At 69.8% G+C, this 20,097-nt stretch carries 16 protein-coding genes and 7 pseudogenes; 13 read left to right on the top strand and 10 right to left on the bottom strand.

Annotation, left to right across the window (positions count from 1 at the left end; genetic code table 11):
* Window positions 1–73: 73 nt before the first annotated feature.
* Window positions 74–811 carry a VOC family protein gene (locus ACGFU7_RS23850; protein WP_393698041.1) on the bottom strand — a complete coding sequence of 246 codons (738 nt, stop codon included), beginning with the start codon at window positions 809–811 and terminating at the stop codon, window positions 74–76.
* Window positions 812–1,258: 447 nt separating this feature from the next.
* Between ACGFU7_RS23850 and ACGFU7_RS23845 the strand changes: the two are divergent.
* Together ACGFU7_RS23845 and ACGFU7_RS23840 are read left to right on the top strand one after the other, a co-directional pair.
* A pseudogene (locus ACGFU7_RS23845) lies at window positions 1,259–1,842 on the top strand (DUF6368 family protein).
* A gap of 350 nt (window positions 1,843–2,192) precedes the next feature.
* Window positions 2,193–2,444, top strand: a pseudogene (locus ACGFU7_RS23840) (transposase); the annotation flags it as partial.
* 205 nt (window positions 2,445–2,649) lie between these two features.
* On the opposite strand, the gene ACGFU7_RS23835 reads toward ACGFU7_RS23840, so the two are convergent.
* The 3 genes from ACGFU7_RS23835 to ACGFU7_RS23825 all read right to left on the bottom strand — a co-directional run bounded on the left by ACGFU7_RS23835 (window position 2,650) and on the right by ACGFU7_RS23825 (window position 5,995).
* Window positions 2,650–4,206, bottom strand: coding sequence for an alpha/beta hydrolase (locus ACGFU7_RS23835; RefSeq protein ID WP_393698039.1), 1,557 nt, complete (start codon window positions 4,204–4,206; stop codon window positions 2,650–2,652).
* Window positions 4,207–4,361: 155 nt separating this feature from the next.
* Window positions 4,362–4,601, bottom strand: a complete 240-nt coding sequence (locus tag ACGFU7_RS23830; protein WP_393698038.1) for a hypothetical protein — start codon at window positions 4,599–4,601, stop codon at window positions 4,362–4,364.
* Between the two features lie 554 nt (window positions 4,602–5,155).
* Complete coding sequence (locus ACGFU7_RS23825; RefSeq protein WP_393698037.1) at window positions 5,156–5,995, bottom strand: IS5 family transposase; 840 nt, start codon at window positions 5,993–5,995, stop codon at window positions 5,156–5,158.
* Between the two features lie 194 nt (window positions 5,996–6,189).
* Here ACGFU7_RS23825 and ACGFU7_RS23820 point away from each other — a divergent pair.
* Window positions 6,190–6,420 (top strand): annotated as a pseudogene (locus ACGFU7_RS23820) (transposase); the annotation flags it as partial.
* A gap of 54 nt (window positions 6,421–6,474) precedes the next feature.
* Here ACGFU7_RS23820 and ACGFU7_RS23815 read toward each other — a convergent pair.
* Window positions 6,475–7,215 carry a class I SAM-dependent methyltransferase gene (locus tag ACGFU7_RS23815; protein ID WP_393698035.1) on the bottom strand — a complete coding sequence of 247 codons (741 nt, stop codon included), beginning with the start codon at window positions 7,213–7,215 and terminating at the stop codon, window positions 6,475–6,477.
* 143 nt (window positions 7,216–7,358) lie between these two features.
* Between ACGFU7_RS23815 and ACGFU7_RS23810 the strand changes: the two are divergent.
* Window positions 7,359–7,526, top strand: a pseudogene (locus tag ACGFU7_RS23810) (IS630 family transposase); the annotation flags it as partial.
* Window positions 7,527–7,530: 4 nt separating this feature from the next.
* Window positions 7,531–7,797, top strand: a pseudogene (locus tag ACGFU7_RS23805) (FAD-dependent oxidoreductase); the annotation flags it as partial.
* Between the two features lie 336 nt (window positions 7,798–8,133).
* Here ACGFU7_RS23805 and helR read toward each other — a convergent pair.
* The gene (helR, locus tag ACGFU7_RS23800) at window positions 8,134–10,287 is read right to left on the bottom strand and encodes an RNA polymerase recycling motor ATPase HelR (RefSeq protein WP_393698034.1); all 2,154 of its coding nucleotides are present in this window, start codon (window positions 10,285–10,287) and stop codon (window positions 8,134–8,136) included.
* Between the two features lie 103 nt (window positions 10,288–10,390).
* Window positions 10,391–10,958 (bottom strand): annotated as a pseudogene (locus ACGFU7_RS23795) (glycosyltransferase); the annotation flags it as partial.
* Between the two features lie 515 nt (window positions 10,959–11,473).
* Between ACGFU7_RS23795 and ACGFU7_RS23790 the strand changes: the two are divergent.
* Window positions 11,474–11,938 carry a class I SAM-dependent methyltransferase gene (locus ACGFU7_RS23790; RefSeq protein WP_393698032.1) on the top strand — a complete coding sequence of 155 codons (465 nt, stop codon included), beginning with the start codon at window positions 11,474–11,476 and terminating at the stop codon, window positions 11,936–11,938.
* A gap of 101 nt (window positions 11,939–12,039) precedes the next feature.
* Here the strand turns inward: ACGFU7_RS23790 and sigJ are convergent, their stop codons facing one another.
* The gene (sigJ, locus tag ACGFU7_RS23785) at window positions 12,040–12,924 is read right to left on the bottom strand and encodes an RNA polymerase sigma factor SigJ (protein ID WP_393698030.1); all 885 of its coding nucleotides are present in this window, start codon (window positions 12,922–12,924) and stop codon (window positions 12,040–12,042) included.
* A gap of 102 nt (window positions 12,925–13,026) precedes the next feature.
* Between sigJ and ACGFU7_RS23780 the strand changes: the two genes are divergently transcribed.
* From ACGFU7_RS23780 to ACGFU7_RS23770, 3 genes and pseudogenes are all read left to right on the top strand, one after another.
* Complete coding sequence (locus tag ACGFU7_RS23780; RefSeq protein WP_393698028.1) at window positions 13,027–13,791, top strand: SDR family oxidoreductase; 765 nt, start codon at window positions 13,027–13,029, stop codon at window positions 13,789–13,791.
* Window positions 13,792–13,968: 177 nt separating this feature from the next.
* A complete protein-coding gene (locus ACGFU7_RS23775; protein WP_393698027.1) occupies window positions 13,969–14,604 on the top strand; it encodes a hypothetical protein in 636 nt (211 codons plus the stop codon).
* A gap of 57 nt (window positions 14,605–14,661) precedes the next feature.
* Window positions 14,662–14,745, top strand: a pseudogene (locus tag ACGFU7_RS23770) (alpha/beta hydrolase); the annotation flags it as partial.
* A 70-nt stretch (window positions 14,746–14,815) separates the two neighbouring features.
* Here ACGFU7_RS23770 and ACGFU7_RS23765 read toward each other — a convergent pair.
* On the bottom strand, window positions 14,816–15,241 hold the full coding sequence (locus ACGFU7_RS23765; RefSeq protein WP_393698025.1) for a hypothetical protein: 426 nt from the start codon (window positions 15,239–15,241) through the stop codon (window positions 14,816–14,818).
* Window positions 15,242–15,341: 100 nt separating this feature from the next.
* Between ACGFU7_RS23765 and ACGFU7_RS23760 the strand changes: the two genes are divergently transcribed.
* The 4 genes from ACGFU7_RS23760 to ACGFU7_RS23745 all read left to right on the top strand — a co-directional run bounded on the left by ACGFU7_RS23760 (window position 15,342) and on the right by ACGFU7_RS23745 (window position 19,027).
* Complete coding sequence (locus tag ACGFU7_RS23760) at window positions 15,342–16,238, top strand: oxidoreductase (protein WP_393698023.1); 897 nt, start codon at window positions 15,342–15,344, stop codon at window positions 16,236–16,238.
* 164 nt (window positions 16,239–16,402) lie between these two features.
* On the top strand, window positions 16,403–16,891 hold the full coding sequence (locus tag ACGFU7_RS23755; protein ID WP_393698022.1) for a MarR family winged helix-turn-helix transcriptional regulator: 489 nt from the start codon (window positions 16,403–16,405) through the stop codon (window positions 16,889–16,891).
* A gap of 88 nt (window positions 16,892–16,979) precedes the next feature.
* Window positions 16,980–18,446, top strand: a complete 1,467-nt coding sequence (locus tag ACGFU7_RS23750; protein ID WP_393698020.1) for an MFS transporter — start codon at window positions 16,980–16,982, stop codon at window positions 18,444–18,446.
* Window positions 18,447–18,523: 77 nt separating this feature from the next.
* Complete coding sequence (locus ACGFU7_RS23745) at window positions 18,524–19,027, top strand: pyridoxamine 5'-phosphate oxidase family protein (RefSeq protein WP_393698018.1); 504 nt, start codon at window positions 18,524–18,526, stop codon at window positions 19,025–19,027.
* Between the two features lie 55 nt (window positions 19,028–19,082).
* Here the strand turns inward: ACGFU7_RS23745 and ACGFU7_RS23740 are convergent, their stop codons facing one another.
* Entirely contained in the window at window positions 19,083–19,772 is a 690-nt protein-coding gene (locus ACGFU7_RS23740) for a TetR family transcriptional regulator (RefSeq protein WP_393698017.1), read from the bottom strand.
* Window positions 19,773–20,097 lie beyond the last annotated feature (325 nt).

Genomic DNA, 20,097 nt, shown 5'->3' with positions numbered 1-20,097 from the left:
CGCTTGCTGGAACCGGTGATGGCCACGCGGTCTTCGCCGCTGCCCCGGAACCAGCCGGAGTCGTTGCTCAAGGTCAGCGAGGCGTGAGGAGGCAGAACTCGTTGCCTTCCGGGTCGGCCAGAACCGTCCAGGAGATTGCGGACTGATCAATATCAGGGTCGGTGGCGCCCAGGGCGCGCAGTCGGGCTGCCTCTGCGGCCAGGTCGTCACCGGGGTAGGGGCAGACGTCGAGGTGGACGCGGTTCCACACGCTCTTGGCGCCGGGAGCGCGGAGGAACTCCAGGTAGGGCCCGACGCCTTTGGCGGAGCGCATGGTCGCATGGTCGTCAGTGACCTCGTGCAGCGTCCAGTCCATCGCCTCGCCCCAGAACCGGGCCATCCCTCGTGGGTCGGTGCAGTCGACCACCACCGCGGCGATCGGCCCGGTGTCCTGGTGGATCGGACGGGGCTCCAGGACGCAGAACTCGTTGCCTTCCGGGTCGGCCATGACCGTCCAGGGGACGTCGCCCTGCCCCACGTCGGCGAGCGTCGCGCCGAGATCCTTCAAGCGCGCGACCAACTCCGCTTGATGGACAGTCGAGGTGGTGGCCAGATCAAGGTGCACGCGGTTCTTGACCGTTTTGGGTTCCGGGCGGGCGACGATGTCGATGCAAACGGCCACGGGGTCGGGGTAGGCGAAGCCCACGGGTTCGAGGTTGGTCACGCCGGGTCCCTCGCTGTCGACACCCCAACCGAGTGCCTCCGCCCAGAACCGGCCGAGCGCGGCGTCGTCATGGGCCTTCATGTTGATCTGCACGAGTCGTGTTGCCATGCCCGCAGATCCTAGAAGCTCCGCCAGCCCAGGCCGCCGCGATCAGACATGTGCTCGACCAGGTACTGACTGTGGTCGCGCTTGCCGAGACTTCCGACCGAGGCGAGTCCTTGTGAACGAAGGCAAGCCCCGACGCCGACGCCACTGACCGATCGAATGCTGCTCAGGCCTGCGCCGGCCGACTCGGCCCGCACGCTCCACGAGCGGGCGACCCCAGCCGACAACACGCGCGACGCTGGCTGAAGCTACCCCACTCCGTTGAACTCCGGACCAAATGAGGCGACGAGTAGCCTTGGCCGTTTTCCGAGATCCTCATCACCGGAGCGCTCCAGCACTGGAATCGATCTTGAGCTTGGGCTGTGGCCCACAATGATTCAGACGTCTGGCGCCGGGACCTGGTAGAACCGGGTCCCGGTGGCGCTTGGGCCACGAGGCTCTGGGGGCGGTATGCCGGGACCCGCAATTGGACTGTGGCTCTTCGAACCACGCGGGTTCGCGGACATCCTGGCCGATGTGGTCCCGTGGTTGGAGACCTTCTGCGAGCCGGTGGAGGCCAAGGCCAGCGGTGACGTGGATTTCTGGGTGCGAGACGGTTCGCCCCTGGGCCTGCAGGCCTTCGACCCGGCCGACGTCGGCGTGTTCTTCCTGTCGGAGGACGAGGAGATCCCTGCCGAAGACGAGGACTACTCGGCTTTCTCGCGACCACCAGTGCAGGGGCTGATAGTCGGCGCCGGCTGCTCGGGGTCGGTGAACCACGTGCTGCTCGGCCACCTGACGCTCGCTCTCGCCCGCCGTCTCGATGCTCTGGTCGATTTCGACGGCCTCCTGAGTGGTCACCCCACCACGGGAGACGACACGAGCAACGAGGCAGTCCTGGCCCGGGCGAGAGCACTGGCGTCAGACCCCTCCCGGGAAGGCTCGCGGAGGTCTCCTATGACACCGGCGGTGGAGGCCGGTGGCTTCGACATGTCGGAGACGTGGAGTTTCTGGAAGCCCGGCTGCGACATCCCGACTTCCACTTGATCAAGTAGCGATTCAGCGTCGACTATCGCGTCCCAGCTCACGGTGCAGGTCGCCACTCGCGGTCGCGCGCTGTCGCGTACTGGCGGATTCCCTCGATCGTGATGGGAGTCCTGTGGGTGAGGAGAAATCTCAGCGGCGGGGAGTTCCTCGGAAAGTTACGCATCCTGTCGCCCGTGGTCTTCATGGGCCCTTGGACTTCCTGTAGGTGTGCATGGGCCGGGGCGAGCGCCATCAAGGCGCCGCTGTCGGTCCCCTTCAAGATCTGGTGGGCGATGGCGGTCGCCGCGACGTAGGCCTTGGCGTCGACAGATGGGCTGGCCAGGGCGTGGAAGTGGTGGAACTTTCCCGCTCCCCCCACTGGCAACAGGACGCCGTGTTCGAGCAGCTCACCGGACTGCTGCGGACGCTGGTCCGCCAGAGCGACGGCCGCGGCAACGAACCGTCGGCCTGCGCCCTGGACTCCCAGACCATCAAAACCTCCGCCGACGTGCACCTTGCGGACCAGGGCACCGACGCCGGCAAACGCATCATCGGCCGCAAACGCCACCTCGGCTGCGACACCCTGGGCCTGCTGCTGACCGTCCTGGTCACCGCCGCCAGCGTCTCCGACATGGCAGAACGACGACGGTCGTTGCAGGTCGCGCCATGTCCACGCGCATCACATCAGCAACCTCAAGGTTCTTTGCACAGCCATTGCTTTACCTTTCCCTTGCCAACGCATTTCCGAAAATGATTCCGCCCGTTGCGGCGCGCCGGCCGGCCTCCCGGCCGAGTTCGGGGAGCCGGGCGAACCGCCCATGAGTCTCCGACTCAGGTCACTGGCCACCGCAGGTCAGGTCCTTCGCGGGCAGTCGGCCCGTGGTCAGGTACCGCGTGACGCCGGCGTCCGCGCAGGACGGTCCGGCCACCACCACGCCGTGGCCCTCACCGCCGGCCACGGTGACCATCCGCGCACCGTGCAGCGCCCGCCGCATGCCCTGCGCCATGGGGAGCGTCGCCTGCGGGTCCCACTGGTTCTGCACGATCAGCGCGTTGACGTCGTTGCTCACCACGGTGGCCGGCTCCCTTGCCGCCGACTTCCAGAACGCGCACGGCTGAATGGTGGCCCCCAGGTCTCCGGCCAGCGGGTACTTGGCCCGGTCTCGGATCACGTCCCGGCGGTACTGCTCGGGGTTGCGCGGCCAGCTGCGGGTGTCGCCGCAGAAGGCGGCCCAGGTGACGGCGGACTGGTTGTCGGCAGGAACGTCCGCACCGAACGCCCCCGCGTCGGCGGACCGGACCGGGGCGGAGCCGGGGACAGCCGGTTCGGCCGACGCTGCCGTCACCGCCGACGCGGTCGGCGTGGCCGGCGCGGGCGGTCCGCCTGCGGCCGAAGCCTTCAACGCGACGATCCACGGGGTGACGGTCTTGACGCCGACGAACGCACCGTACTGGGAACGGATGGCGCCGCCGCTGAGCGCCCCGCCGTTCGTCGGGACGGGTGTGCGGTCGGCGCGGGCGATGAGCTCCCAGTACGTCTTCCGGACCTTCGCCGGAGTCGGACCCAGACCGTAGGTGGCGTTGCGGGCGGCGGCCCACTCGGTCCAGCGGGTGAAGGCGAGTTCGGCCCCCGCCGACCACCCCCGGAACGTCCCTCGCCACGCGAGCGTCGGATCGAGGGCGCTGTCGAGCACGAACCGGTCCGAGCGCCGGGGGAACATCTGCGTGTAGACGGCGCCCAGGTAGGTGCCGTACGAGTACCCGAAGTAGGAGATCTTCTTTTCCCCCAGTGCCGCCCGGACGACGTCCATGTCCCGTGCCGTGTTGCGGGTGGTGAGGTGCGGCAGCATGTCGCCCGCCTTGGCCCAGCACTTGTCGGCCACCGTCCGGGCCAGGGCCACGTCCTTCGCGAACGTCCGTGCGGTGTAGGGGTGCTGGACGGCCTGTTCGTCGGCCGTCAGACCGCAGCTGATCGGCGCGCTCTGCCCGACCCCGCGCGGGTCGAAGCCGACCAGGTCGAACCGCTCTCGCACCTCCGCCGACAGCAGCGACTCCATCTCCACGGGCATGGTCAGCCCCGGAACGCCCGGTCCCCCGGGATTCATCAGCAGCACGCCGTGCCGCTCCTTCGCACCGCTCGCCTTTACCCGCGATATCGCGAGGTCGATCTTCCGGCCCCCGGGGTCGCTGTAGTCCAGCGGCACCTTGACCTTCGCGCACTCGAACGTCGCCGGACGGCCCGGATCGCAGCGCTCCCAACGGAGTTCCTGCTGCGCGTACTGCTGGAGCGGATCCCCCGCCCCGAACGCCGTCACGGGGGTGAGCGCTGCCATCACCGTCGTCACCGTGCCGACCGTGAGCACGGAAATCGTTCGGGCGCCTCGTAGAGCCATGCCAGTCCTCTGTGCAGAATCAGTGTCTCGAATTGCCTCCAGTCTCTGTTCCGCCCCACTCGTACCTCGTACGACGCGGGGATGGACTCGTGATCCAACTAGCGGTGTAGGACGGCACACCGACGTCCTGCTGGAGTCCTGCTCCGTGTCGTTCATCAATCAGGGTGGGCGGCCGATCGGCCGTCTGCCGACAGTCGTGCCATCGACACCCCGACCCGCAGCGCTGCGACGGCACGGGAGGCCGCAGCGCCGACGGCGCGGCCCATCGCCGTGTCGTCGACGCCCGGGCGGGAACGGCTCAACACGGTTGCCGTGTACCGGCACCCGCCGGGGTGGGTGACGACGCCGACCTCGTTGCGCACCGACCCGACCGGGCTGCCGTTCTTCGCAGCCACGCAAACCGACGGACGGAGGCCAACAACAATGCAGTGTCGATCAGTTGACACCTCGCCACCGTCCGCACCCACCCGCAGACAGCAGCGCTCCGGTGCGATCGACCCAGATCGCCTGCATCGATTCGGCCGTGTCGCGGGCGGCGGTGCGGGTGGACCGGCGCGGGTCGAGCGCCCGACCGGTGGCCAAGTTCTTGTCGGCGGCGAGCTCCTCGGGAGCGACAGTGGCGGACCGGTCCGGCCCGTCGGCCCACTCGGCGCGGCCTTCCTGTCTTACGGCTTTGTCGGACCAGCGCGCGGGTCTCCCGGCCCCTAGGGGTTAGGGGAGGGACACCTGGTGCTGTTCCTCCTGCAGACCGCGAGGCTCGCGCTGAACTGGATGCTCGGCCTCGGACTGGGCGTACGGGCAGCGCAAGGCCACCGAGGCCGGATTCCGGACGCGCGGCCCTGGAACGGGCTCGTGGACCACCGGGATCAGCGGCCTGAGCGCGGCAGGCCCGCTCAGAGGGGGCGTTTCCTCCTGTTGTTTCATCCCGGATTGCCGGGTTGAGTGTGATTCATAGGCCACGCCGAGTCGGGGTGGATTCGGCGGTGATTCTGCGGGGCATGAGGTTGATCATTGCGAGGTGGATCACGGCTTCGGAGCGGTGGGGTTTGGCTTCGTAGTCGCGGGCCAGACGGCGGTGGTTCATGAGCCAGCCGAGTGTTCTCTCGACGGTCCAACGTCGGGGCAGGACGGTGAATCCCCTGGTGGCGGGGTCGCGTCGGACGATGTGCATGTCGATGCCGAGGGCGGCGGCGTGCTCGACGAGGTGCTGGCGGTATCCGCCGTCGACCCAGGTTTTGCGGATGCTCGGATGTTCGGCCGCGATCTTCTCGATCAAGGTCTGGCCGGCGATGGAGTCCTGCACGCTCGCCGCGGTGACCAGCACTCCGAGGAGGAGTCCGACGGTGTCGATGACGATGCTCCGTTTGCGTCCGACGATCCTTTTGCCGGCGTCGATGCCCTGCCCGGTGGCGGGGACGTTGGTGGAGGTCTTGATGCTCTGGGAGTCGATAACGCAGGCGGTCGGTTCTTCCTCGCGGCCTTCCTGCCTGCGGACTTGACGGCGGAGGAGACTGTTGAGCTGGTCGAAGACGCCTTCTTCCTGCCAGCGGGCGAAGTAGGCGTAGACAGTGTTCCAGTGCGGGCAGTCGTGCGGAAGATACCGCCGCGGGATCCCGGTCCGGTTCACGCAGAGGACCGCGTCCGGCAGGGCGCGCAGGTCGTGGTCAGGCGGCCTCCCGATGTCCAGTCCGCGGCCGCGGCGCTCGGCCCGCCAGGCCGTCAGGACCGGCTCGACCAACTCCCACCGGGCATCGGACAGATCGCTCGGATAACGCCGACGTTCAGACACCCTCTGGGGCTACCCGGCGTCCCCGGGCGCGCAGACCAGCGCCCGAAGCGCACGGCGCACAACACGACGTGTTGGGATGAAACAGGAGCAGCAAGGCCAAGACGCCCACGAAAGCATGACCTAGCCACCAAGAGTCCCCTTGACCTCAGCTGCCCCTCTCTTTCTGACGTAGATATCAGCCGAAACAACCATTAATAGGAGCTAAACGCCCTCTCGCGAATGAGGAGTGGGTCCGGCTGAAGCCGCACCTGCCGAAGTCAGGGCTGCGCGGCGGCCGGTGGGCCAGTCATCGCAGGATCATCAACGGGATCCTGTACCGGCAGCGCACGGGTGTGCCCTGGCGGGATCTGCCTGCGCGTTTCGGTCCGTGGAAGACCGTGTATGAGCGGCACCAGCGCTGGTCGGCGGATGGCACGTGGGACAGGACCTTCTAGGGCCAACCGGGGAGGGGATACCTTCACGTCCCGGTGCGGCGGTGCTTACGGTTTGTGGGTTACCCAGAGCATTTCTGCCGGCCAGCGGTATGCCCAGTCAGGCGGGTCGGTTTGGTTGTAGCCGTTGGCTGTTCCGGGTTCGGGCCGCGGCTCGATGAGGTCGTCGATGACGAGACCTGCGCCACGCAGGACCTTGATCCAGTCGCCGTAGGTGAGCTGATAGCTGACCGCGCCCTGGCCTTCGGCGATGGCGTCCAGCCCGAAGTAGTCCTGGTGCAGCGTCGTGGTTACGCGGCTGGCGGCTTCGTCGTAGCAGGCTTCGAACCATGGGCTGGCGACGTTGAACACCAGGCGCCCACCGCGGCGCAGGATGCGTGCGGCCTGCGGGACGGCCAGGTGCGGGGGCGCCCAGCTAAGCCCGCCGTAGTCACAGAACACCAGGTCGAAGCTGTCGGCGGCGAACGGGAGGTGTTCGGCGGAGCCTTGCACCAGCGGGTAGCGGGCCGCTCCCATCGCGCGAGCTGCCGCGGCGAGCTGGGCTTCGGACAGGTCGAGCCCGACCACGGTGGCGCCCTCAGCGGCGAGCGCCCTGGACCACTGGCCGGCGCCGCAGCCGAGTTCGAGGACGCGCTTGCCGGTGACGTCGCCCAGGGCGTGCAGGTGCGCGTCGGGGATGGCGTACGTGCCCCACAGCCGGGGCGTTGCGCCGATCTGCGGGTCATGCTCGTGCTGGTAGGCGCTGCTGATCTGATTCCAGAACCGCCGGTTGGCAGAAATGCTGTCCACGCGCCGACTCAAGCACTGCCTGCCGGGGGCGGTCAACACGATTGTGCTGCGACCGGGAAGGTTCACCGGTTCACGGGTGTCCTGTCTGGCTGCCGGAGCGATCGGGTGGGATCGATCGACCCGATCCAGCGTCAGGAGGCGTGGTGACACCACGGGTTCAAGTCCGCAGGATCGCCGACTACGAGGGGAAGAAGCTGCAGCAGATCGTCCGGCGGGGCAGCACGAACAGCGTGCGCTACCGGCGGGCGATGATCCTGCTGGCCTCTGCGGGCGGCAACACCGTCCCGGTCATCGCCCGTCTCGTGGCCGCCACGGCTCGGCCGGCGGATGCGGGACGTGGGGCTGAAGCGGGGGCGCCTCTACGAGCTGATGCACGGCGGCCGCGGGCTGCTGCTCGACCGGACCGGCCGGCTCTCGGTGGCGGGCTGGGCGGACCGGGTCGACCACGTCGTCGACGTCAGCGAGGAACTGGACGCGCCCGCGGCGCTGCTGCGGCCGGACGGCCACGTGGCGTGGGTCGGTGAAAATCAGCAGGATCTGCTCAGCCGGCTGCCCAAGTGGTTCGGCGCTGCCGTCAGCTGAGCACGCGGTTGCGGTTCGAAAGGATGGGACCTGCCTCCGGCCGAGTTCGGCGCGGTCCGGTGCCGTACCTCCCGCTGAGTGCCGCCCCACCGGGCCGGACCGACCACGATGCTCAGCGGGGCCGGCTGAAGCGCTGAACCGGTCGTCGATCAGGGCCAGGTCGGCCCAGCCGTGGGAGACGAGTGCGCGGCGGCCCTGCGCGCGGATCGCCTCGATGCCTACCCGCGCGACGTCCTTCGGGACGCGCCCGCTGCCGAAGCCCACGTACACCGGTGGTGCGCCGGCGTCCAGGAACGCCACCGGCTCGGCCGGGAGCGGGCGTTCGTCCGGCCGACGTCAGGAGCTCGTGAGGATGACGAGTTGCTGGGTCGCCCGGGTCATCGCGACGTAGCGGTCGACCGCTCCTTCGACGCCCTCGCCGAACGCCTCCGGGTCGATGAGGACGACCAGGTCGAACTCGAGCCCCTTCGACAGCTCCGGGGTCAGCGACCGGACGCGGGACGTCGTCCGGAATGTGGGATCGCCGATGACGCAGGCGATCCCGTCGGCATGTGCGGCGAGCCAGGTGTCGAGGATCGAGCTCAGATCCGAAGCAGATCCGTGTACGACGGGGACGTCGCTGCTGCGGATGGAGGTCGGCACGTTGGCGTCCGGGAGCACGGCCCGGATGACCGGCTCGGCTTCCGTCATGATTTCTTCCGGCGTCCGGTAGTTGATGCTCAGGGAGGCCAGGTTGATCCGGTCGAGCCCGATCCGTTTCAGCCGTTCCTGCCACGACTCCGTGAACCCGTGCCTGGCCTGGGCACGGTCCCCGACGATGGTGAAGCTCCGGGACGGGCACCGGAGCAGCAACATCTGCCACTGCGCGTCGGTCAGTTCCTGAGCCTCGTCCACGACGATGTGCGCGAACGGGCCGGCGAGCAGGTCCGGTTCGACGCTGGGCAGTGCGGTCTCGTCGACCAGGGTGTCCTGCAGGTCCCGTCCGCGCAGCATCCCCACAGCGCCTTCGCTCTCGTCGATCAGGATGTTCTGCAGCAGGCCGTCGATGACGTCGACCCTGCGCGTGCGTTCGGCGGCGACAGCGGCGTCGTGCCGACGCTTACGTCGCGATGCCTCCGGGTCGCCGAGCCGCTGCCGTGCTGCGTCCAGGAGCGGCAGGTCGGACACCGTCCAGGCCCGGGCGTCCCCGCGCCGCAGCTGCTGGACGTCATCGGGGCTGAGCCAGGGAGCGCACTTGCGCAGGTAGGCGGGTACCGACCACAGATCTGCGACGAGGTCAGCCGCTTCGAGCAGCGGCCACGCGCGGTCGAAGGTCGTGAACAGCTCCCTGTTCTGCAGCAGCGACTTGCGGAGCAGGTGGGCCGAGGCGTCGCCGTCGTGCTTGTCCACCAGGATCGTGAGCAGTTCCTCCCAGATCTGGTCGCGCGCCTCGTTGTGCGGAGTACCGGGTCCTGCTGCTTCGAACGCCACGGCCCAATCGTCGGCGCTCAGCCAGATGTCGGACCAGTGGGTCGTGACCGTCATCCCCTTGGTGGGCGGCTCCTCGTAGAACCTGACGGCCGTCTCGATCGCCTTCACCAGGTTCGCGGACGACTTCAGGAGGGCCACGTTCGGGTCGGCCTCGATCGCTGCTGCGGCTCCCTCGGCGACGAGGTCCCGCAGGGTGCAGGTCTGCACGCCCTCCTCTCCGAGGCTGGGCAGGACGTCGGCGACGTAGCCCAGGTAGGGCTGGTGCGGACCGACGAACAGCACGCCGCCCCGGCGGTGACCGAGGCGAGGGTCGGAGTGGAGGAGGTAGGCGGAGCGGTGCAGAGCGACGACGGTCTTCCCCGTACCCGGACCGCCGTCGACGACGAGAGCGCCGCGGGATCCCGCGCGGATGATGGCATCCTGGTCGGCCTGGATGGTGCCGAGCACGTCTCGCATCCGGGGCGACCGGTTGCTGCCCAGGCCGGCGATGAAAGCGGACTGGTCGTCGAGCGCGGCGTGCCCGACAAACCCGTCCGAGGTGAACACCTCGTCCCAGTAGTCGCTGACCCGGCCGCGGGTCCAGCGATACCTGCGGCGGCTTGCCAGACCCATCGGGTTGGCGTGGGTGGCTCCGAAGAACGGCTCAGCCGCGGGGGAACGCCAGTCGAGCAGCAGCCGACGACCCGCGCTGTCGGTGAGGCCAAGTCGTCCGACGTACACAGGCTCGGAGTCGTCTGCGCCGACCATGCGTCCGAGGCACAGGTCCAGACCGAAGCGACGCAGTACGCGCAGGCGAGCGGTCAGCCGGTGGATCTCCCTGTCCCGGTCCATCGCCTGCCGGCCTACGCCGCCGGGCGCCTTGAGCTCGGCATCGAGGCGCTCGGACAGCTCGGCGATCGACTGCTCGAGGCACTCCGCGATGGCCGCGAGGTGCTGTTCATCGCCGGCGATCAGCGTCGGGTCGGCCTTGGGAGAGAGGCGGTCGGGAAGGTCGAACGCGCTGGTAGTCAGCGGGTTCACGTCATCAGCTCCGATCTGAGGCAGCTTGCAACCCTTGCGCGCAGCAAGGCGTCCGGACCGGCGTGACGAACCAGGTGGCCATGACGAGCAGCGCTCCGCCTGTCAGGGTCGGGTCCGTCGCCGGCCGCGGGTGGTCGGTGAAGACATGGTCGCGGACGTTGTCCACCGGTGGCAGGCCAGTCGACGCCCGGTGGGTGTTGAACGCCGCGCCGAACAGCGCGTTCATGCTCCGGGCGTTCAGGTCCCACAGCACCCGGTTGTCGGTCACGTCCGGCGGCAATGGCCGGGCCGGGTACGCACGCGACGAGTGGTGCGGCGACGGCAGGGTGGTCGGCTGGAGGCTCGCGTACACGTAGCGGATGTTCCAGTTTCTCGGCCACCGACCGCGCGCCGGCCGCGGACGGAAACAGGCCGGTCGCCACCAGCGCATCACATCCCTCGGCCACCGCGGCGAGCGTGTCGAAGTACGCGGCGATCATCTCGGCCGCACGCCGGGGCAGGCCCGCAACCGGCGGCGGCGTCGCCCCGGTCACCATCGCGCGCACCGGCCGGCCGGCCTGCACCGGCGGCACGCCGACACCGGCCGGCAGCTCCGCGAACTCCTCGTCCGGCGGCGCGCACACCCGCACCTCCGCGCCGAGTGCCCGCAACTGCACCGCGAGTCCCGCCATCGGTTCGACGTCCCCGCGCGACCCATACGTCGACAACAACACACGCACTTCGCGACTCTCCCATTTCCGCAGGTTCTGGCCTCGGCCGACGATTCTGCGGCACGACCCGGGTCTTGCCGCAAGGCCCCCCATGCGCTATATGTTGAGAGTGGAAAGGAGTGGGTACTCCCCTTTCCTCTTTATCGTCCGCTGTGGACGGACAACCTCCTCCCGAAGCGGTGACGCGCCGCGTACGGCGATGCCGGCGGTCCAGGAGGACCTCCCATGGGCCTACGGATGCAGCCGCGGAACGAGAAGTTCTTCATCCTCTTCACGAGCCACCGGCGGCCGACGATCAGCCCGCGGCTGTCCGCCCGTCCGGCGGATGCCCTTACGAAACCGCATCCGGGCCTGCTGCCCTCGAATTCCGGCCGGCGATCTGCGTGAAGGCCGGCATTCCGAGGTCCACGTGGTGGCCGTCGTAGGCGCTGCCGGCCACGGACCGGACAGCGGATCTGGGGTGTGGACCCGGCCTGGTGACGGCGTACATGGCCGGACTGGGGCTGTCCATGATCGGCGTCGATCTGTCACCGAAGATGACCGAGCTGGCACAGCACGCCTCTCCCGCCCTGCCGTTCGCCGTGGGCTCCATGACTGCGATGGGCTTCGGGGACGGCGCGCTCGGCGGCATTCTCGCCTGGTACTCCACGCATCACACACCGCCGGAGTGGCTGCCGACGGTGTTCGCCGAGTTCCATCGCACGCTCGCGCCCGGCGGTCATCTGTTGCTGGGCGGGTACGTCGGGGACGAGCACCGGCGGCCGGCACAGGCGTACGGCCACCCGGTGTCCTACGCTTCGTACTTCCTGCCCCTGGACCGCATCGCCGAGCTACTGGGCCGAGCAGGTCTCGTCGTCACCGCACGGTTGGAGCAGATTCCCGAGCCACCGGTGAAGAGACCGCACGCCTACCTCCTGGCCCGCAAACCCGAATCGCCGTAACAGACGCTCCCGCAGCTGCTGTTGATACTCCGTGATCAACTCGGCCCCTCGGTGCGATGCGGCGCGGTGCGGTACGCGTCGACTTGGATGCGCGGCGTCCCTCAGTGGTCGAGGGCCGTCAGGTCGAGCCGCTTCAGCCGCCCCGGGTCGGCCAGTACGTCGATGGCGACGATCTTCCCGTCCGTGACGGTGAAGGCCATGACGGACAACGGCTGACCGTTCGCAACGACGACGACCCCCGCGGTCCCGTTGATCAGCGCCGGCCGCGCGAACGGCGAGAGCCGTCCGAACGTGAGCGCCTGTCCGGCCACGGTCCGGGCGCCGGAGATCACGGCCGTATGGCGGGCACGTGCGACGCCACCGTCGGACCGCAGCACGACATCGGGGTCGAGTACGGCGACGAGCGCATCGAACTCTCCGTCGCGAGCGGCGGCGAAGAACGCGTCCACGGCCTTGCGTTGGCGAGTGAGGTCGGGGTCGGGAACCGGCGCCTGCCCCTGCACCCGGCGGCGCGCACGGCTTGCGAGCTGCCTCGTCGCGGCCGGGGTCCGCTCGATCATCGGGGCGATCTCGTCGAACGGCACGGCAAACATGTCGTGCAGTACGAACGCGAGCCGCTCGGCCGGTGTCAGCGTCTCCAGCACCACCAGCAGCGCCAGCCCGACCGAGTCGGCCAGCAACGCTTCCTGCTCGGGCTCGACCCCGTTCTCGTGGCTGATCACCGGGTCGGGCATGAGCACGTCGAGCGGTTCCTCGCGCCGGTACTCGCGCGAGCGCAGCATGTTCAGACACAGGCGCGCCACCACCGTCGTCAGCCACGCACCGAGGTTCTCCACGCTGCCGGCGTCCGCACGGCTCAGTCGCAGCCATGCCTCCTGAACGGCGTCATCGGCCTCGCTCACCGACCCGAGCATCCGGTAGGCCACCGCTCGCAGACGAGTCCGGTGCTCCTCGAAACGCCCGGCCGGCGATGCGCGCTCGTCCACCGTGTCACATTCCTTCCCCACCGGGGGTCAAAGCAGTAGGCCAACGAAACCTAACCGAAGGGTCCGGGCGACCGACTCCCGGACCGAATATTTGGAGAAGCCATGACGTCACCCATTCTGGTCACCGGCGGCACGGGCACGCTCGGGCGTCTCGTCGTACCGCTCCTCCGGGACGCCGGTCGCAGCGTCCGGGTGCTCAGCCGGCACAACCACGAGTCCGCGGACGACGGCATCGAGTACGTGACCTGCGACCTGCTCGGGGACGAGGGGATCGAGGCGGCGATGGACGGGGTCGAGACCGTCCTGCATCTCGCGGGCGGCCCCAAGGGCGATGACGAGGCGACCCGCAACCTGGTGCGGGCCGCGTCGCGAGCCGGGGTACGGCATCTGGTGTACATATCCGTCATCGGGACGGGCAGGGTGCCGCTGGGCTGGTTCAACTCCAAGCTGGGCGCGGAGCAGGCCGTGGCCGGCTCCGGCGTGCCGTGGACGACGCTGCGTGCCGCCCAGTTCCATGAGCTGGTCCTGACCGCGGTGGAGAAGATGGCCAAGCTGCCGGTCGTACCGGTGCCGGGCGGACTCCGGTTCCAGCCGGTCGATTCGCGCGAGGTGGCGGCCCGGCTCGTGGAACTCACGCTCGCCGAGCCGGCCGGGCTGGTGCCCGACCTGGCCGGGCCGAAGGTGTACGGGATGGCCGATCTGGCCCACGGATACCTGGAGGCGCGCGGCAGGCGCCGGCTGATGATGCCGGTCCGGATGCCGGGAAAGGCCGGTCGCGCGTACCGGGCCGGCGAGAACCTGACGCTGGAGGGTGCCGCTGTGGGCGAGCGGACCTGGGAGGACTTCCTGGCGGAGCGGGTGAGCTGACGAGTACGCCGGAGGGCGTTGCTTGCTCGGCGTGCCGGCTTCAGCTGACTGTGCGTCATGGGGTGGCGGGAGGTGGGTCGGCCCGGGGGCGGCCCTCGCGCTCCCACGGACGGCCCGGCAGGATCTCAACTCTGGGTAATGTATGCGGAAATATCCCCATGCCGGAGACTGATCCCCATGGCTGATGACGACGGCGCCCGCGCCGCAGACGCAAGCGCAGACGATGGCGACGGCGACGGCACAGCCCCCGCCCCCAGCCGCACGCGCGGCGGCCGCGGGGCCTCCGTGGTACCGAGGACCGCCGTGATCGCGGGCGGCGGAGCGCTGGCGGTCTGGGAGCCCGCTTTCACGCTCGGCGCCTACAGCGTCATCTTCTACTACCAGATGCTCACCCTCTGGGCAGTGTCGACGGCCGTACTGCTGGCCGGCCTGCTGATGCGCGAACGCGGGCCGCGGCACGGCTGGGTGTACTGGGCCTGCCTGGCCCTGCCCAGCGTGTGGCTCGGCCTCGCCGCCATCGTGCCGCGCAGTGGCAACTGGCAGGGCGAGGCGCTCTTCCTGGTGGGCGGTGTCATCAGCATCATCGGCACCCCGCTGCTGACCTGGGTGCTCCTGCAACTCCTGCTGTTCGGGGAATCGGAGCTCTCCGTACGCCAGCGAAGGACGGTCATCGGCGTCGTCGCGGTCGTCGGCGGACTCGCCTTCGCTCTCGGCAAGTTCAACGATGTCTTTCTCACCTGTGGGGACTTCGACATCAGCGGCAACAGCGTCCCTTCCGGGTGCAGGCCGGGCCACGCGTCCCCGCTCGGCTGACACGGCCCCGGATGCGCCCCGCCGCGCTGGGTTGCGACCACAGCTGAATTCGTATGGGTGGCGGGTGCGTGGCTCGGATCGTGGGCGTGGGACGAGGTGGTGCCGGAGCTGCGTACGGCCGGGCACGGCACCCACCCGGTGCCGGCAGGGATCCTGCACCGGTCGGCCGCGGAATCCTGAGTCCCGGACCGGGGCTTACCACGCCCCGGCCTCATCCGCGGCGGCGCTTGGGCCTGGGCGGCGGGCCGTACGCCTGTACGAGGGCGTTGCGCACGGCAACGCGTCCGGCCGCCCGGAACGCCCCCGGGTGGGAGTCGGCTTCGTGCACCCTGATGCGCTGCAGGACGACCGCCACCGCGACGAGGGTTTTGGGCTCGCGGTCGGCAAGGCCGGCCAACTCCTCGTGCACGCCCTGGATGAAACCCTCGTGGAACGAAGCGAGTTCGTCCGCCGGCCAGCCCCTGACCGACGCGGTGTCGGCGGCCTCGAACGCGACCCCTTCCTCCCAGGGTTCGAAGTCCGCGACGACGTGCGCGTAGTCGGAGGGGCAGCTGGTCTGACGGACGTACGACGCCTGGACGCCGCGGAGCGGGTGGGGCGGGAAGGCTCTCGTTCCGGAGGGCGGTTCGGAGGTCATCACGCCACGGTAGCCAGGCCGGCCGGTCTCAGGATGCCGTGGCCGTGGCCGGAAATAATGAATGTGGTGATCCGGTCCTCCGGCAGCCATGCTGCCCCCCATGACCTCCACACCGATCGATTCAGCCTCAGACTCCGCCCCTGTCCCCGGCACCTTCGAGCTGGGCGGCACCGTCACTGTCCCGCGGCTCGGCTTCGGCGCGATGCAGTTGCCGGGGCGGTGGAGCGGGCCCGCCGGTGACACCGCGACCGCCGTGGCCGTGGCGCGGCGCGCCGTCGAGCTCGGGGCGCGGCACATCGACACCGCCGCCTTCTACTTCTCCGCCACCCACCGCGCCAACGACCTCCTGCGCGAGGCCCTGTACCCGTACCCCGCGGACGTCACCATCGCCACCAAGATCGGCCCCCTGCGGAACGAGACCGGTGAGATGTATGCCGAGGCACGTCCCGATCAGCTGCGCGGGGAGGTGGAGCGGAATCTGGAGGACCTCGGGGTCGATGTCCTCGATCTGGTGCATCTGCGCGTGGGGCGGCTGGGTTCGGGGGTCGCCGAGTCGCTCGGCGAGCGGTTCGCCGTGTTGGCCGCGCTGCGCGAGGAAGGGCTGATCCGGCAGCTCGGCGTCAGCAATGTGACGGCCGGGCAGCTCGCGGAGGCCCGGTCGATCGCGCCCGTCGCCGCCGTACAGAACCGGTTCGGTGTGCTCGACCAGGCGGACGCCGCGCTCGTCGACGAGTGCGCGGACGCCGGTATCGCGTACATGCCGTTCTTCGCGCTCGGCGGCGGGCACACCGAGCTCGGCGGCGAGAACCTCCGGAAGGTCGCGGAACGGCACGGTGCGACGGAGTACCAGGTCGCCATCGCATGGGGGCTGGCCCGCTCGCCCTCCATCGTGCAGATCCCCGGCACCGCTTCGCTCGCCCACCTTGAGGAGAACATGGCCGCCGGCCGACTGGCTCTCGACGAGGATGACATGGCACTGCTCGGGCGCCGCGAGTAGGCGCATCGGGAAGGGCCACCCGGCCCCGACCCCCTGCCCCGCCCTGGCCCCGACCCCGGCCCGGGCGTGGGCCGGGGCGCCGGCGCGTTCCCGCCATACGGGCCGAGGCCGGAACATCCGCTTGCGGACTATCCACCACAGTCCGAATTGTTACGCTGGTACACATGACCGCCATGGCACCCACCCGCACCGCACCGGACCTCTCTTACCTCCTGGACCACACGAGCCACGTCCTGCGGACCCAGATGGCGGCGGCGCTCGCCGAGATCGGACTCACCGCACGCATGCACTGCGTACTGGTCCACGCCCTGGAGGAGGAGCGCACCCAGATCCAGCTCGCCGAGATCGGCGACATGGACAAGACCACGATGGTGGTGACCGTGGACGCCCTGGAGAGCGCGGGCCTCGCCGAACGCCGGCCGTCCGGGCGGGACCGGCGGGCCCGGATCATCGCGGTCACCGAGAAGGGCGCCCAACTCGCCGAACGGAGCCAGCAGATCGTCGACCGGGTGCACAGGGACGCGCTGCAGACCCTCCCCTCCGGCGACCGGGAAGCTCTCCTGCGGGTCCTGAATCAGCTGGTCGGCGACCACCTGGCCACCCCGGCACAGAGCCCCGGGACCGTCCGCCGCGCACGCCAGAGCAAGAAGTAGTCCACAGCAACCAGATCCGAAATAAATAGTCTGCAACAAAACCATCTGCTACATTCTCTCTTGTCGACCCATCCGACAGGAGAGCCCGATGTCTGCCTCTGCTACGTCCGCCCCTCCCGCACCAGATTCCGCACCCGTTTCCGCCCCCGCCCCGCACGCCGCACGCCGGCTCGCCCTCGGCGTCATCGCCACCGGCCTGCTGATGACCGTCCTCGACGGCTCGATCGTGACGGTGGCGATGCCCGCCATCCAGGACGACCTGGGCTTCTCGCCCGCCGGCCTCAGCTGGGTCGTCAACGCGTACCTGATCGCGTTCGGCAGCCTGCTGCTGCTCGCCGGCCGGCTCGGCGATCTCATCGGCCGCAAGCGCATGTTCGTGGCGGGCACCGTCGTCTTCACCGCGGCCTCGCTCCTCGCCGGCGTCGCCGCCTCCCCCGGCGTCCTGATCGCCGCCCGCTTCCTGCAGGGCGTCGGCAGTGCCATGGCCTCCGCCGTGGGCCTCGGCATCCTCGTCACCCTGTTCACCGAGCCCGGTGAACGCGCCAGAGCCATCGCCGTGTTCAGCTTCACGGGTGCGGCAGGGGCGTCGATCGGGCAGGTGCTCGGCGGGGTTCTCACCGACGCCCTCGACTGGCACTGGATCTTCTTCATCAACCTGCCGATCGGGCTCGCGGCCCTCGTCGTCGCCCTGCGTGTGCTGCCCGCCGACCGCGGCCTCGGCCGGGCCGCCGGAGCGGACGTCATCGGCGCGCTCCTCGTAACCGCCGGGCTGATGCTCGGCATCTACACCGTCGTCCGGGTCGAGGAGTACGGCTGGCTGTCTGCGCCCACGCTCGGACTCGGCGCGCTCACCCTCGTACTGCTCACCGCGTTCGTCGCCCGCCAGGCCACCGCCCGCACCCCGCTCATGCCGCTGCGGATCCTCCGCTCGCGCAGCGTCCGGGGCGCCAACCTGGTCCAGGTCCTCATGGTGGCCGCGCTGTTCTCGTTCCAGATCCTGGTCGCCCTCTACCTCCAGAACGTGCTCGGTTACGGTGCCGCCGCGACCGGTCTCGCCATGCTCCCGGCGGCGGCCGTCATCGGGGCCGTGTCACTGGGCGTCTCGGCCCGGCTGAGCGCACGGTTCGGCGACCGGAACGTGCTGCTGGCCGGGCTCGTCCTGCTGATCGGGGTCCTCGGCCTGCTCACCCGCGTACCCGTACATGCGCACTACGTCACCGATCTGCTCCCCGTGATGCTGCTCGCCGCGGGCTTCGGGCTCGCCCTTCCCGCACTGACCGCGCTCGGCATGTCGGGGGCGGGGGACGGCGATGCCGGGCTCGCCTCCGGACTGTTCAACACCACGCAGCAGATCGGCATGGCCATCGGCGTCGCGGTGCTGTCCACGCTGGCGGCCGCCCGTACCGACACCCTGCTCGCGGACGGCCTCGGCCGCGCCGAGGCGCTGACCGGGGGCTACCACCTGGCCTTCGCCGTCGGTACGGGGCTTCTCGTGGCCGCGTTCCTCGTCGCGTTCGCGGTGCTGCGACGCCCCGAGCACAAGCCCGCTGCCTGAGCCCACCCCGTACGCCTCGCCTGTACGAACCATCCGTACGCCCCACCCGCACGAACCATCCTCTGAAAGGCCGAACCATGAACGCGCAGAACACCACCGAGCAGCAGCCCGGCACCGGCCCCGCTCCCCGCGTACTCACCGACCAAGAGCTGTCGCGGCTGCTCCGGGAGCAGCAGTTCGGGATCCTCGCGAGCGTGCGGCGCACCGGTCACCCGCATCTGTCGACCGTCCTGTACGACTGGAACGCCGAGGAACGCGTCGTACGCGTCTCCACCACCGCCGACCGGCTCAAGGTGCGTCAGCTGCGCAGCGACCCGCACGCCGCCCTGCACGTACAGGGCCCGGACGTCTGGTCGTTCGCGGTCGCCGAGGGAGAGGCGGAGGTGTCGGAGCCGACCACCGTGCCCGGCGACGCGACCGGCCGCGAACTGCTCTCCCTGACCCCCGGCTTCGAGACCCCCGCGGAAGAGACGGCGTTCCTGAAGCAGGTCGTCGCGGACCGGCGCGTGGTGATCCGGCTCCGGGTCGCCAGGCTGTACGGAACGGCACTGGACGTGCCGGCCGAGGACGTCCATGCCTGAGCGCCACCTCCAGGTGCGCCCGGCCGAACAGGCCCGTACACCGGCCCGGACACCGCTACTCCTCCCCGAGCCCCGACCGCAGCTGTACGAAGGCGAGTTCGGCGGCCTCGACCGCGCTTTTGTACGCCTGGTCCGCGCTCTCCCCCGCGTCGATCCGCCGCAAGTTCTCCAGGGCCAGGATGCGCTGTACGGCGATGATCTGGCCCGCGGCCAGCTTGTCCCGTACGCGGTCGCCCAGCGCACGGGCGAGCGCCGCCTCCGAGCGGCCCTGGTAGGCGTACATGCGGGCCACCAGGGATGGCGTCCCGTACAGCAGCCGCATGAACGCCAGCACTTCCGGCGTATCGCAGAGCCCGGTCACCGGGTCGCGTCGCTCCAGGCCGTCCAGGAAGTGGCGGCGCAGGGCGTCCAGGGGGGATTCGGTCTCCGCGCGGGCGGCGACGACGCGGGCCGCCTCGTCCTCGTGGTCGGCGAACCGGTGCAGGGCCAGGTCCTCCTTGGCCGGGAAGTACCGGAACAGTGTCGGCTTGGAGATGTCTGCGGCGGCCGCCACCTCCGCCACCGAGACCTTGTCGAAGCCCCGCTCCAGAAACATCGCGATCGCGGCATCGGAGACCGCCTGGTACGTCAGCTGCTTCTTCCGCTCACGCAGGCTCATCGACGCAGGGGCCGCGGGGCCCGCAGTGGCTGCGGGAGCCGCACGCTCCGCCGTCCCGGGCCCGGGTTTCTCTCCACTCATGACCATGAAGCGTACGCCTTGACCTCAACCGGACTTGACGTCCGAGCGTGGTCGCACGGGCGCCGGACGAGCCGACCGCCGACAGTCAAAAGGGTGTGGTCCGCATGCGTGCGGTGCTGGTCGGGGAGGTGGACGGTCCGCAGGTGCCGGTGGCGGCGGAGCTGCCCGAACCGGTGGCGGGTCCGGGTGAGGTGGTGATCGGGGTGAGCCACGTTGACATCGGCTTCGTGGAGACCCGGATCCGTTCGGACCCGCAGGGGGCGGCACGGCGTTCCATCTCGCTGTCCGGCATCGCGGACGTCCAGCTGACGGACACGGAACACGTACGACC

Source organism: Streptomyces sp. NPDC048473 (assembly GCF_043200155.1).
Classification (GTDB): domain Bacteria; phylum Actinomycetota; class Actinomycetes; order Streptomycetales; family Streptomycetaceae; genus Streptomyces.
Note: the sequence above shows the minus strand (reverse complement) of the source record. Positions and strands in the feature narration are given on the sequence as shown.